At 70.0% G+C, this 13,168-nt stretch carries 11 protein-coding genes; 7 read left to right on the top strand and 4 right to left on the bottom strand.

The window, feature by feature from the left end; translation table 11 throughout:
- The coding region (locus tag KBA23_RS13000) for a prephenate dehydratase domain-containing protein (RefSeq protein ID WP_290741599.1) at nt 1-388 on the bottom strand (388 nt) is incomplete at its 3' end.
- Nucleotides 389-750: 362 nt separating this feature from the next.
- On the opposite strand from KBA23_RS13000, the gene KBA23_RS12995 reads away from it, so the two are divergent.
- From KBA23_RS12995 to KBA23_RS12965, 7 genes are all read left to right on the top strand, one after another.
- Nucleotides 751-1,251 (top strand): cytochrome c family protein, encoded by a 501-nt coding sequence (locus tag KBA23_RS12995; protein WP_290741597.1) that lies wholly within the window; start codon nt 751-753, stop codon nt 1,249-1,251.
- Nucleotides 1,252-1,365: 114 nt separating this feature from the next.
- Entirely contained in the window at nt 1,366-3,258 is a 1,893-nt protein-coding gene (locus KBA23_RS12990; RefSeq protein WP_290741595.1) for an extracellular solute-binding protein, read from the top strand.
- 1 nt (nt 3,259) lies between these two features.
- Nucleotides 3,260-4,336, top strand: a complete 1,077-nt coding sequence (locus KBA23_RS12985) for a microcin C ABC transporter permease YejB (protein ID WP_290741593.1) — start codon at nt 3,260-3,262, stop codon at nt 4,334-4,336.
- Entirely contained in the window at nt 4,337-5,446 is a 1,110-nt protein-coding gene (locus KBA23_RS12980; protein WP_290741591.1) for an ABC transporter permease, read from the top strand.
- Nucleotides 5,443-6,015: a GNAT family N-acetyltransferase gene (locus KBA23_RS12975; protein ID WP_290741589.1), complete on the top strand. Its 573-nt coding sequence runs from the start codon at nt 5,443-5,445 to the stop codon at nt 6,013-6,015. Before KBA23_RS12980 ends, KBA23_RS12975 begins: the two co-directional genes overlap by 4 nt.
- Nucleotides 6,012-7,679 (top strand): ABC transporter ATP-binding protein, encoded by a 1,668-nt coding sequence (locus tag KBA23_RS12970; protein WP_290741588.1) that lies wholly within the window; start codon nt 6,012-6,014, stop codon nt 7,677-7,679. Before KBA23_RS12975 ends, KBA23_RS12970 begins: the two co-directional genes overlap by 4 nt.
- A gap of 97 nt (nt 7,680-7,776) precedes the next feature.
- Entirely contained in the window at nt 7,777-9,210 is a 1,434-nt protein-coding gene (locus KBA23_RS12965; protein WP_290741586.1) for a Glu/Leu/Phe/Val dehydrogenase, read from the top strand.
- A gap of 61 nt (nt 9,211-9,271) precedes the next feature.
- Here KBA23_RS12965 and KBA23_RS12960 read toward each other — a convergent pair whose 3' ends face one another.
- From KBA23_RS12960 to KBA23_RS12950, 3 genes are all read right to left on the bottom strand, one after another.
- Entirely contained in the window at nt 9,272-11,116 is a 1,845-nt protein-coding gene (locus KBA23_RS12960; RefSeq protein ID WP_290741584.1) for an ATP-binding protein, read from the bottom strand.
- Between the two features lie 40 nt (nt 11,117-11,156).
- On the bottom strand, nt 11,157-12,446 hold the full coding sequence (locus KBA23_RS12955) for a VWA domain-containing protein (RefSeq protein WP_290741582.1): 1,290 nt from the start codon (nt 12,444-12,446) through the stop codon (nt 11,157-11,159).
- Nucleotides 12,446-13,168, bottom strand: a 723-nt coding sequence (locus KBA23_RS12950) for a MoxR family ATPase (protein WP_290741580.1), incomplete at its 5' end; no start/stop codon positions are given. The genes KBA23_RS12950 and KBA23_RS12955, both read right to left, overlap by 1 nt.

Below are 13,168 nucleotides of genomic sequence, written 5' to 3'. Positions count from 1 at the left end.
CGGCCCCTGCCCGCGTCGCGATGCCGTGTCGGCGCACGAAGCCGCGAACCTGCCCGAGCAGCGGCGGCTGGCTCAGCACCGTCTTTACCTGCTCGAGCTTCGTGCCCGGAATGACGAGGAGATTGGCGTGCACCCGCACGAAGTGCTCGCCGATGATGTGCAGTCCCGATTCCGGCAGAAGGTGGTGGATGTCGGCGATCCGGCCATAGGTCGAGTTCTCGATCGGCAGCATGGCGAGCGCCGCGCGTTCCTCGTTCACCGCGGCGATGGCCTCCTCGAAGGTGGCGCAGGGCAGCGCCGGCAGGCCGGGGAACGCCTCGCGGCAGGCCTGGTGCGAATAGGCTCCGGGATTGCCCTGAAAGGCGATCGGGCGCAGGGTGTCAGTCATCGGGCGATCCTCGCTTGGCGCGCGGCCCGCATGTCAGAACTCGCCGCGAAAGGAAAGCCCGGGGGCGGCTCGCGCATCCGCCCGGCGGGGACGGGGAGAGACCGCCTGCCTTCTGCCGCGCATCCGGAAGGCCCGCCCCAGCGAGGCGGCGGACGCCGATCCGCGACTTCCTGCCAGCCTCGCTGGCGGCGAGCCGGTGCGGCCTTTCTGCGCAACGAGCGGCAGGTGGTTGGCGACGGGGCCCTCCGGCGTCATCGCCAACGGCGAAGGATGCTTGCGCAGACGCCGCGGAAGCGGCTAATACGGGGCCCAGCGGTGCTCCGGGGACGCGCCAGGCCCCCGCAACAAAGGTGCATAAGCCGATGAACACGATGGAAATCACCAAGATCGTCGGCGCATTCTGCGGGAGCCTTCTGGTGTTCCTGCTGATCGGAACGTTCGCGGGCGCGATCTTCGACACCTCTTCCGAGGCGGTGGCCTTCAGCATCCCCGTCGAGAGCGCCGAGGGCGGCGACGCGCCGGCAGAGGAAGCGGTCGACGTGCCGGCGCTCGTCGCCGCCGCCGACGCCGGCAAGGGCGAGGCGGTCTTCAAGAAGTGCGCCGCCTGCCACAAGGTCGACGGCAACAACGCGGTCGGCCCGCATCTCGACGGCGTGGTCAACCGCCCGGTCGGCTCGATCGACGGCTTCAAGTATTCCGCGCCGATGGCCGGCCATGGCGGGACATGGGACGAGGCGTCGCTCTATCAGTTCCTCCAGTCGCCCAAGGCCTACGTGCCCGGCACGGCGATGGCCTTCGCCGGCCTGCCGAAGTCGGAGGACCGTGCGAACCTGATCGCCTATCTCGCCACGCTCAACCAGTGAGTCCCCCTCGCGGGCGGTCACGAAAAGCTGTGAGGCGACCCGCGGTTTGGCGTTTTACCGCGCCCTGACCGCCGGTAGAGTGACGCGCATCCCCACCTGCCACAGGTAGCCCGCATGCCCGACCGTGCCGTCGATGCCGCCCCGATGAAGGCCGCCCGGAGGGTCGCAGGCGCGGCGCTGGCGGCGCTGGTGGCGCTGGCGGGGCCCGCCCTCGCGACAGACGGCGACGTGATCGTCAGCCACGGCATCTCGACCTTCGGCGACCTGAAGTACCGGGCCGGCTTCCCGCATTTCGACTACGTCAACCCGGACGCGCCCAAGGGCGGCACGATGAGCTTCCGCGGCACCGGCGCCAGCCAGACCTTCGACAGCCTCAACGCCTTCATCCTCAAGGGCGAGCCGGCGCAGGGACTGGGGCTTCTCTACGACAGCCTGCTCATCGGCTCGGCCGACGAGATCGACGCCTCCTACGGGCTGGTCGCCGAGAGCCTGGAATACCCCTCGGACCGCTCCTGGGTGATCTTCCACATGCGCCCCGAGGCGCGGTTCGCCGACGGCGAGCCGATCACCGCCGAGGACGTGGTCTGGAGCTTCGAAACGCTGCGCGACAAGGGCGCGCCGAACTACCGCATCATGCTGGCCGACGTCGCCGGGGCGGAGGCGATCGACCCGCGCACGGTGAAGTTCACCTTCAAGGAAGGTGTGCCGACACGCGACCTGCCGGCGCTGGTCGGCGGGCTCTCGATCCTGCCCAAGCACTACTACGAGACCGTGCCGTTCGAGGAATCGACGCTGACGCCGCCGGTCGGGTCCGGGGCATACGAGGTGGCGGCGGTGCAGCCGGGGCGGTCGATCCGGTACTGTCGCGTGCCGGACTACTGGGGCGCGAACCTGCCGGTCAACATCGGATCGGCCAACTTCGACTGCTACGTCTATGAGTACTTCGCCGACAACACCGCCGCCTTCGAGGCGCTGAAGTCGGGGCAGTACCTGTTCCACGAGGAGTTCTTCTCGGCGATCTGGGCCAACGACTACACCTTCCCGGCGCTGACCAAGGGGTGGGTCAAGCGGGAGGAGTTGCCCGACAACCGGCCCTCGGGCACGCAGGGCTTCTGGATGAACATGCGCAAGCCGCAGCTCCAGGACATCCGGGTCCGCGAGGCGATCGCGCTGATGTTCAACTTCGAATGGTCGAACGCGACGCTGTTCTCCGGCAACTACGAGCGCACGGTGAGCTTCTTCCAGAACTCGCCGATGATGGCGGAGGGCCTGCCCGAGGGCGAGGAACTGGCGACGCTGGAGCGATTCCGCGACCAGCTCCCGCCGGAGATCTTCTCGGAGCCGGCCTACCTGCCGCCGGTCAGCTCGGCCGAGCGCACCAACGACCGCGCCGCGATCCGGCGCGCCTCCGCCCTTCTCGACGAGGCGGGCTGGACGGTCGGCCCGGCCGGGCTGCGGCAGAACGCCGCGGGCCAGACGCTGAAGCTGGAGATCCTCGAGGACAACCCCTCGCTGGAGCGGGTGCTCAATCCCTTCATCGCCAACCTGCGCCAGATCGGCATCGACGCCAGCCTGCGCATGGTCGACAGCGCGCAGTACGAGGAGCGCCAGAAAAACCACGACTACGACATGCTGCCGACCCGCCTCGTCATGTCCATGGCGCCCTCGGTGGAGCTGCGCACGATCTTCGGCAGCGAGGGCGCCGATGCGGCCGGCAGCTACAACCTCTCGGGGGTGAACGATCCCGTCGTCGACGGGATTATCGAGCTGATCGTCGCCGCCACGACCCGCGAGGAGCTCGACGGCCGGGTGAAGGCGCTCGACCGGGTGCTGCGCAACAAGCAGATCTGGGTGCCGAACTGGTCCAAGGGCGCGTTCTGGATCGCCTACTGGGACGTGTTCGGCCGACCGGAAGAACCGCCCGCCTATTCGCGCGGCGACGCCTACTGGTGGTTCGACCGCGAGAAGTACGACGCGCTCAAGGCGCAGGGCGCGGTTCTGCCCTGACATGGCGGCCTATGTCCTGCGCCGGCTGTTGCTGATGGTCCCGACCCTCTTCGGCATCCTGCTCGTCAATTTCGTGCTCGTGCAGTTCATGCCCGGCGGCCCGGTCGAGCAGGTGATCGCGCGGCTCGAATCGGACACCTCCGCCACCGGCCGCATCACCGGCGGCGGCGGGGGCGAGACCGGGGGCGGCACGAGCGAGTACCGCGGCGCGCAGGGGCTGCCGCCGGAATTCATCGCCGACCTGGAACGGCAGTTCGGCTTCGACAAGCCGCCGGCCGAGCGGTTCCTGCTGATGCTCCGAAACTACCTGACCTTCGACTTCGGCGAGAGCTACTTCCGCTCGATCCGCGTCGTCGACCTGGTGCTGGAGAAGATGCCGGTCTCGATCACCATCGGGCTCTGGTCGACGATGATCGCCTACCTGATCTCGATCCCGCTCGGCATCCGCAAGGCGATGCACGACGGCTCGCGCTTCGACACGGCGACGAGCGGGCTCATCATCGTCGCCTACGCGATCCCGTCTTTCCTCTTCGCCATCATGCTGCTGGTGCTCTTCGCCGGCGGCTCGTACTGGCAGATCTTCCCGCTGCGCGGCCTCACCTCCGACAACTGGGCCGAGCTGTCGCTCGTCGGCAAGGCCACGGACTACCTGTGGCACATCGTGCTGCCGGTGACGGCCTCGACCATCGGCGCCTTCGCGACGCTGACGCTGCTCACCAAGAACTCGTTTCTCGACGAGATCAAGAAGCAGTACGTCATGACCGCGCGCGCCAAGGGGCTCGCCGAGAACCGGGTTCTCTATGGCCACGTCTTCCGCAACGCCATGCTGATCATCATCGCTGGCTTTCCTGCGGTGTTCATCGGCGTGTTCTTCGGCGGCTCGCTCATCATCGAGACGATCTTCTCGCTCGACGGGCTCGGTCGCCTCGCCTACGAGAGCGCCATCCAGCGCGATTATCCGGTGGTCTTCGGCACGCTCTATGTCTTCGGCCTGATGGGGCTGGTCGTCGGGCTCATCTCCGACCTCACCTATGTCTGGGTCGATCCGCGCATCGACTTCGAGAGCCGCGAGGTCTGAATGCGGCTGAACGCGCTGCAGCGGCGCCGGCTGGCGAACTTCCGGGCGAACCGGCGCGCCTTCTGGTCGCTCTGGATCTTCCTCGCCCTCTTCACCACGGCGCTCTTCGCCGAGTTCGTGGCGAACGACCGGCCGCTTGCGGTGCGCTTCCAGGGCGAGTGGCGGTTTCCGATCTTCCAGTTCTACTCCGAGGCGGATTTCGGCGGCGAGTTCCAGACCCAGGCGGAGTACAACTCCCCCGAGGTGCGCTGCCTGATCGCGACCGGCGGCATGGAGGTCTGCCTCGACGATCCCGAGGGCGTGATGGCGCAGGTTCCAGGCGGCATGGTCGATGGCGAGCGCATCGCCAATCCCGGCCGGGCGATCTGGCCGCTCATCCCCTACAGCTTCAACACCATCAACTACGACGTCGCCTCCGCTCCCTCGGCGCCCGACCGCCAGCACTGGCTCGGCACCGACGACCAGACCCGCGACGTGCTGGCGCGCGTCATCTACGGCTTTCGCATCTCGATCCTGTTCGCCCTCGTCGTCGCCGGCGTCTCGGCGCTGATCGGGGTGGCGGCGGGCGCGGTGCAGGGCTACTTCGGCGGCTGGATCGACCTCTTCTTCCAGCGCATCGTCGAGATCTGGGTCAACATGCCGAGCCTCTACGTGATCATCATCCTCTCGGCGATCTTCACGATGAACTTCTGGCTGCTGACGCTGCTGATCGCCTTCTTCTCCTGGACCTCGCTCGTCGGCGTCGTCCGCGCCGAGTTCCTGCGCGCCCGCAACTTCGAATACGTCCGCGCCGCCCGCGCGCTCGGGGTCGGCGACGGGACGATCATGGTCCGCCACCTGCTGCCGAACGCCATGGTGGCCACCCTGACGCTGCTGCCCTTCATCATCACCGGCGCGATCGGCGGCCTCGCCGCGCTCGACTTCCTCGGCCTCGGCCTGCCGCCCTCCTACCCCTCGCTCGGCGAACTGGCGCTCCAGGCCAAGAACCGGCTCAACGCCCCCTGGCTCGGCTTCACCGCCTTCTTCACCTTCGCGACCATGCTTTCGCTCCTCGTCTTCATCTTCGAGGGCGTCCGCGACGCCTTCGACCCGCGAAAGACCTTCCGGTGAGCGCCCCCGCTTTCGACCCGCAGCCGACCCTGATCGGCGAGACGCTGGAGTTGCGCCCGCTTGCGGCCGGCGATCTCGACGGGCTCCACGCCGCCGCGAGCGACGAGGAGACCTGGGCCGGCCATCCCGCCAAAGACCGCTGGAAGCGCGAGATGTTCGAGCCCTACTTCGCCTTCCTCCTCCGGACCGGCACGACCCTCGCGATCATCGACCGCGCCTCGGGCGCGATCATCGGCGCGTCGCGCTACTACACGGCGCCGGACATGCCGGGCTCGATCTCGATCGGCTTCACCTTCCTCAACCATCGCTGGTGGGGCGGACGCACGAATTTCGAGCTGAAGCGGCTGATGCTCGGGCACGCCTTCGCGAGCTTCCCGTCGGTCTGGTTCCACATCGACCCGAGCAACATCCGCTCGCAGACCGCGACCGCCCGGCTCGGCGCGGTCCACGCCTACGACGCCACGCTCGAGCTCATTCCCGGCCGGCCGGCCCCGTGGGTGGTCCTGCGGCTCGACCGCTCCGCCTGGGACCGCGTCTGCGCCGAGCGCGCCGGGCCGGGCCCGGCATGACGCAGGCCGCCGTCTCCCTCGGCGAGGAGCCGATCCTCGCCGTCCGCGACCTGCGCATCGCCTTTCTCCAGGGCGGCCGGCGGATCGAGGCCGTCAAGGGCCTGGGCTTCGACGTCCACGCCGGCGAGACGCTGGCGCTGGTCGGCGAGAGCGGCTCCGGCAAGTCGATCACCGCGCTCTCGACGGTGCGCCTGCTGCCCGACAACGCCGAGGTGACAGGCGACATCCGCTATCGCGACAGGAACATGGCGGCGGCGAGCGAGCGCATGCTGCGCGCCGTGCGGGGCAACGACATCAGCTTCATCTTCCAGGAGCCGATGACCTCGCTGAACCCGCTGCACACCATCGCGCGCCAGATCGGCGAGAGCCTCGCGCTCCATCAGGGGGTGACGGGCCGGGCGGCGACGGCGCGCATCCTCGACCTCCTGCGCCAGGTCGGCATCCGCGACCCCGAGGAGCGGATGGGCGCCTATCCCCACCAGCTCTCCGGCGGCCAGCGCCAGCGCGTGATGATCGCCATGGCGCTCGCCAACAACCCCGACCTGCTGATCGCCGACGAGCCGACCACCGCGCTCGACGTGACGATCCAGGCGCAGATCCTCGCGCTGCTGGCCGAGGTCCAGCGCCAGCGCGGCATGGGGATGCTGTTCATCACCCACAACCTCGCGATCGTGCGCCGCATCGCCGATCGGGTGGCGGTCATGCAGGGCGGCGAGATCGTCGAGACCGGCCCCACGGCGGAGATCTTCGCCCGGCCCCAGCACCCCTACACCCGCAAGCTCCTCGCCGCCGAGCCGCATGGCCGCCCCGACCCGCTTGCGCCCGGCGCGCCGGCGGTGATCGAGACCGAGCGGCTGCGCGTCTGGTTCCCGATCCGCCGCGGCCTGCTGCGCAGGACCGTCGGCCACATCAAGGCGGTCAACGAGGCGAGCGTCGCCATCCGCGCCGGCGAGACGCTCGGCGTCGTCGGCGAGAGCGGCTCGGGCAAGACGACGCTCGCGCTCGCGATGATGCGCCTGATCGCGTCCGAGGGGCGCATCGTCTTTCTCGGCCGCGACATCCAGGGCCTGCGCTCGAAGCAGCTGCGCGGCCTCCGGCGCGACATGCAGATGGTGTTCCAGGACCCCTACGGCTCGCTCAGCCCTCGCATGTCGATCGAGCAGATCGTCGCCGAGGGCCTCGGCGTGCACGGGCTCGGGGGCGACGCCCACGACAGGGTCGCGGCGATCCTGACCGAGGTCGGGCTCGACCCCGCCGTGATGGACCGCTACCCGCACGAGTTCTCCGGCGGCCAGCGCCAGCGCATCGCCATCGCCCGCGCCATGATCCTGCAACCGAAACTCGTCGTGCTCGACGAGCCGACCAGCGCGCTCGACATGACGGTGCAGGTGCAGATCGTCGAGCTGCTGCGCGCGTTGCAGACGAAATACGGCCTCGCCTACGTCTTCATCAGCCACGACCTGCGCGTCGTGCGCGCGCTCGCCCACGCGGTGGTGGTCATGCAGAACGGCGACGTGGTGGAGTGCGGCCCGGCCGACGCGATCTTCGACGCACCCGCGCAGCCCTACACGCGGACGCTGCTGGCGGCGGCTTTCGACGAGACCTCGACGACGCCCGAGGCGAGGCGCGCGGACGGGCCAGCGCAGGCTGCCCCGGTCCGCTGACTCCCGATCCGCCGCCCCACCGCCCATCTTGCCGGCTCGCCCGCGCAGTGCTCTAGTGGCCCGGCCATTGGGCCAGAACGAGTCCGGGAGGACCTACATGAATGCGCCGCTGCGGGAGCCGAGCTTCCGGGAATCCGTCGACCTCATGTTCAACCGCGCCGTGCGGCTGATGGACCTCAGCCCGGGCCTCGAGGAAAAGATCCGGGTCTGCAACTCGACCTACACCGTCCGATTCGGCGTGCGGCTGCGCGGGGCGATCCACACCTTCACCGGCTACCGCTCGGTGCATTCCGAGCACATGGAGCCGGTCAAGGGCGGCATCCGCTACGCCATGGGCGTCAACCAGGACGAGGTCGAGGCGCTGGCCGCGCTGATGACCTACAAGTGCGCGCTGGTCGAGACGCCCTTCGGCGGCTCCAAGGGCGGCCTCAGGATCGACCCGCGCGAATGGAACGATCACGAGCTCGAGCAGATCACCCGCCGCTTCACCTTCGAGCTCGTCAAGCGCGACCTGATCAATCCCAGCCAGAACGTCCCCGCCCCCGACATGGGCACCGGCGAGCGCGAGATGGCGTGGATGGTCGACCAGTACCGGCGGATGAACACCACCGACATCAACGCCGCCGCCTGCGTCACCGGCAAGCCGCTCAACGCCGGGGGCATCGCCGGGCGCGTCGAGGCGACCGGGCGCGGCGTGCAGTACGCGCTGCGCGAGTTCTTCCGCCACCCCGACGACGTGAAGCGCGCCCGGCTCGACGGCGGGCTCGACGGCAAGCGGGCGATCGTGCAGGGCCTCGGCAACGTCGGCTACCATGCCGCCAAGTTCCTCTCCGAGGAGGACGGCGTGAAGGTCGTCGCGGTGATCGAGCGCGACGGCGCCGTCGTCAACCCGGACGGCATCCCGATCGAGTTCCTCAAGACCCACATCTCCGCCACCGGCGGCGTGAAGGACTTCCCGCGCGGAACCTACGTCGAGGACGGCGCCGCCGTGCTCGAGGCGGAGTGCGACATCCTGATCCCGGCCGCGATGGAATCGGTGATCAACCTCGGCAACGCCGACCGCGTCAAGGCTCCGCTGATCATCGAGGCGGCGAACGGCCCGATCACCGCCGGCGCCGACGACATCCTGCGCAAGCGGGGCACGGTCATCATCCCCGACCTCTACGCCAACGCCGGCGGCGTCACGGTGAGCTACTTCGAGTGGGTGAAGAATCTCAGCCACATCCGCTTCGGCCGGATGCAGCGCCGGCAGGAGGAGGCGCACCACGCGCTCCTCGTCTCCGAGATGGAGCGGATCTTGCAAAGCGCCGGAGTCAAGTCCGGGATCTCCGAGCGGTTCAAGGCGGAATACGTCCGCGGCGCCGGCGAACTCGAGCTTGTCCGCTCGGGCCTCGACGACACCATGCGCACCGCATACCAGTCGATGCGCGAAGTCTGGCACGCCCGCAAGGACGTCGACGACCTGCGCGTCGCCGCCTACCTCGTCTCCATCGGCCGGGTCGCGGCGAGTTATCGCTCCAAGGGTCTCTGATCCGCGACCGCGCCACGACTGGAAGGCCGTCGCGACGGCCTTCCTCCGGTCCGGAGGCGCCTCACGTTGCGGCGGCGCGCGCCGCCGGGCCAAGGTCGGGCAGCAAGTCCGCACGGGCCGATGCGGCGCGGCCCAGCGCCTCGTCGAGAAGCGCGAAGTCGATCGGCTTCGGCACGAAGTCGGTCATGCCGGCGGCAAGATAGCGCTCGCGGTCGCCCGGAAGCGCGCTTGCGGTCAGCGCGACGATCGGCACTGATCCGGCCGGACCCGACAGCTCGCGGATCAGCCGCGTCGCCCGAGCCCCGTCCATCCGGGGCATCTCCACATCCATCAGCACCACGTCGAAGCCGCCCGCCTCCGCCGCGCGCACGGCCGCCACGCCGTCCTCGACGAGCGTCACGGCGTGGCCCTTTCGCGCGAGGTAGCTCCGCAGCACGATCTGGTTCGTCGCATTGTCCTCGGCGACCAGCACCCGCAGCTGCGGCGGCGTCGCCGAGCTCGCCCGGGCGGGCGCGCCGGGCTGGAACGGCGCGTCGGCCGCCGGCGCGGCGATGGTGAAGGCGAAGACCGCGCCCCCGCCCGCGCTGCTCCGCGCCGAGACGCGGCCGCCGAGCAGACCCACCAGCTGGCGCGTGATCGCCAGCCCGAGCCCCGTGCCGCCCCGCCGCGCCCCGGCGCCGCTGTCGGCCTGGTAGAACTCCTCGAACAGCCGCCCCGGATCCGCCGTCCCGAGGCCTACTCCGGTGTCGGCGACCTCGACGGCAAGCTCCCGCGCCCCCGCGTCGTAGTCCATCGACACCCGGACCTCGCCCGCCTCGGTGAACTTGGCGGCGTTGCTCAGGAGATTGACGAGGATCTGCCGCAGCCGCATCGCGTCGGTCAGGATCGTCGCCGGCACCCGTTCGGCGACGTCCGTCGACAGGGCGAGCCCCTTGCGCTCCGCCCCGGCCGCCATAAGCGCGGTCACCTCAGCGAGGAGTTCTCGCGGATCGACCGGCGCATCGAGCCGCTCGACCCGCCCCGCCTCCAGCTTGGAGGACTCGAGGATGTCGTTGAGAATCCGCAGGAGCCCGTGCGCCGAGGAATGCGCCACCGTGGCGCGCTGGCGCTGCGCCTCGGACAGCGGATCGGTCAGCATCAGCTCCAGCATCCCGATCACCCCGGTCATGGGCGTGCGGATCTCGTGGCTCATCATGGCGAGGAAGCGCGACTTCGCCACCGCGGCCGCCTCGGCCTCCGCCCGGCGCAATTCCAGCTCCGCCTGGCGCTCCACGTCGCCGGTCACGTCCCAGACGAGACCGACCAGCCGCCGCGTGCCCCCCTCGCCGAGATAGACCGCGGCGGTGTCGCGAAGGTGGCGCACGGTCCCGTCGGGCAGCAACACGCGGTAGTCCTGCACGAAGCGGCCGTCCGCATCGACCGCCACGCGCGCCGCTTCGATCGCTCGCTCGCGATCCTCTGGGTGGACCGCGCCGATCCAGTCGCTTTCGTTGAAGAAGCCGTTGCGGTTCGGCGCGCCGAAGAGCGCGCGGGTGCGTTCGTCCCAGATCATCTCGTCGGTTTCGAGATTGACGTCCCAGACCCCGACCTTCGACACCCCCAGCGCGAAATCGAGCCTCCAGGAGAGCTGGGCCAGCTCCGCGTCGCGCTCCAGAACCCGCTCGAGCCGCCTGTCCCGTTCACCGCCGATGGCGAGCGCGGCGAGCTCCACCGCGGCTACGAAGAGCGCGACGCCCCCGAGCGCCAGCCAGACCGCCGGCACGCCTTCGAGTAGGCTGAACTGTGCGATGACGCCGATGGAACCGCCCGCAGCGAGCGCCGCACCGAGCGCGAGGAGCGCTCGAGACGCCAGCCGCCGCGGCCGAAGCCACCATCTCGTCGCCGCCACGCTCGCGTCTCGCTTCATGTCCGGGCCACGTACACCTGAGACTGGTCCATCCTTTGCGTTAAACTTCGCTTATCATAGCCGGTTTTCGGCCGGAATCGGCGAGTTGCATCAACCGCGCCCGCTCCCCGACGTCCTCCGGCCGCGACAACGCGACCACGAGCTCCTCCAGCGAGGCGAGATTGTGGCACGCCCGAAAGCTGTCGACATGCGGCAGGATGGCCCGCACCCCCTGCGCCTTCGGCGCGAAGCCGTCCCAGCGCAGCAGCGGATTGAGCCAGATCAGCCGGCGGGCCGAGAGCCGCAGCCGCTCCATCTCGGCGGCGAGCCGGCCCGGGTCGTCGCGGTCGAGCCCGTCGGTGATCAGCAGCACCACCGCCCCCTGCCCCAGCACGCGCCGCGACCAGTCGCGGTTGAAGGCGTGCAGACAGGCGCCGATCCGCGTGCCGCCCTCCCAGTCGCGGGCCTCGCGCCCCGCCGCCGCCAGCGCCGCATCGACGTCGCGCTGACGCAGGTGGCGGGTGATGTTGGTAAGTTCGGTGCCGAAGGTGAAGGCGTGGACCTGCGCCCAGCCCGCGCCCCGCGCATTGGCCGCGGCGTGCAGGAAGTGCAGCAGCATCCGGCTGTAGGACGACATAGAGCCCGATATGTCGCAGAGCGCGACCAGGTTCGGCCAGCGGGTCCGCCGCGCCCGCATCGCCAGCGCGCGCACGTCGCCGCCCGAGCGCAGCGCGGCGCGCATGGTGCCGCGCCAGTCGGCGACCTGCCCGCTTGGGTCGGTCCTCGTCCGGCGCGAGGCGATCGGCTGCACCGGCAGGTCGAGCCGGGCCATGGCGCGGTTCGCGGCGGCGATCTCGGCGGCAGACATCTGCTCGAAGTCGAGGCTCCGCAGCCGCTGGTCGGCCGAGAAGGTCAGCGTGGCGTCGAACTCGACCTTGCCCTCGTCGTCGCGTTCCTGCTCCGGCAGCGCCGGCGGCTCGGCGCCGTCGGTCAGCGCCTCGGCGGCCCGGCGCTCGGCCGCGGCCGGCGCGTGCGGCTCGGCGACGCCGCGCAGCAGCGGCAGCATCAGGCTCATCATGTGCTCCATGAAGGCCGGATCGCGCCAGAACAGCCGGAAGACCTGGGCGAAGGTCTCGCGCTGCTCGGGGCGCGAGACGAAACAGGCCTGGAGCGCGTGATAGAAGTCCCCCTTGTCGGTGAACCCCGCCGCCTCGACGGCCCGCACCGCGTCGACGACGCGGCCCGGGCCGACCGGCAGCCCGGCCTTGCGCAGCGCGCGGGCGAAGTGGACGATGTTGGCGGCGAGCTTGCCGTCCTCGGGGATGAGCGCGAGGCCGGCCGGCCGCGCCATCAGACCGGCCCGAGTTCGGCGCGGGCCTCGTCGAGGATGCGCCTGGCTTCCGAGCCCTGCATCCGCGCGATGTCGTCCTGGTACTTGAGCAGCGCGCCGAGCGTGTCGGCGATGACCTGCGGCGACAGCGCCACGGCGTCGAGGGCGACGAGGCATTTTGCCCAGTCGATCGTCTCGGCGACGCCCGGCTTCTTGAACAGATCCTCCGTCCGCAGCCGCTGCACGAAGGCGACCACCTCGCGCGACAGCGCGTCGCTCGCCTCCGGCGCGCGCGAGCGCAGGATGGCGTACTCGCGGTCGAAGTCGGGATACTCGACCCAGTGGTAGAGGCAGCGGCGTTTCAGCGCGTCATGGACCTCTCGCGTGCGGTTCGAGGTCAGTACGACGATCGGCGGCTCCTCGGCCTTCACCGGCCCCAGCTCGGGGATCGTCACCTGGAAGTCGGAGAGCGCCTCGAGCAGGAACGCCTCGAACGGCTCGTCGGTCCGGTCGAGCTCGTCGATCAGCAGGACCGGCGGCCCCTCGGCATGGGGCTCCATCGCCTCGAGGAGCGGCCGGCGGATCAGGTAGCGGCCGGAGAACAGCTCCTCGGTCAGGCTGTCGCGGTCCGCGGCGCCGGTCGCCTCCGCGGTGCGGATCGCCACCATCTGCGCCGGAAAATTCCACTCGTAGACCGCCGACGCGGCGTCGAGCCCCTCGTAGCATTGCAGACGGATCAGCTT

The sequence above is a fragment of the Amaricoccus sp. genome (genome assembly GCF_017995835.1).
In the GTDB taxonomy this organism is placed as follows: Bacteria; Pseudomonadota; Alphaproteobacteria; order Rhodobacterales; family Rhodobacteraceae; genus Amaricoccus.
This window is presented reverse-complemented; position numbering and strand designations above follow the sequence as displayed.

Excerpts from the sequence above, each read along its gene's own strand:
- KBA23_RS12995 (WP_290741597.1), top strand. The coding sequence starts at position 751 with ATGAACACGATGGAAATCACCAAGATCGTCGGCGCATTCTGCGGGAGC.
- KBA23_RS12990 (WP_290741595.1), top strand. The coding sequence starts at position 1,366 with ATGCCCGACCGTGCCGTCGATGCCGCCCCGATGAAGGCCGCCCGGAGG.
- KBA23_RS12985 (WP_290741593.1), top strand. The coding sequence starts at position 3,260 with ATGGCGGCCTATGTCCTGCGCCGGCTGTTGCTGATGGTCCCGACCCTC.
- KBA23_RS12980 (WP_290741591.1), top strand. The coding sequence starts at position 4,337 with ATGCGGCTGAACGCGCTGCAGCGGCGCCGGCTGGCGAACTTCCGGGCG.
- KBA23_RS12970 (WP_290741588.1), top strand. The coding sequence starts at position 6,012 with ATGACGCAGGCCGCCGTCTCCCTCGGCGAGGAGCCGATCCTCGCCGTC.
- KBA23_RS12965 (WP_290741586.1), top strand. The coding sequence starts at position 7,777 with ATGAATGCGCCGCTGCGGGAGCCGAGCTTCCGGGAATCCGTCGACCTC.
- KBA23_RS12960 (WP_290741584.1), bottom strand. The coding sequence starts at position 11,116 with ATGAAGCGAGACGCGAGCGTGGCGGCGACGAGATGGTGGCTTCGGCCG.
- KBA23_RS12955 (WP_290741582.1), bottom strand. The coding sequence starts at position 12,446 with ATGGCGCGGCCGGCCGGCCTCGCGCTCATCCCCGAGGACGGCAAGCTC.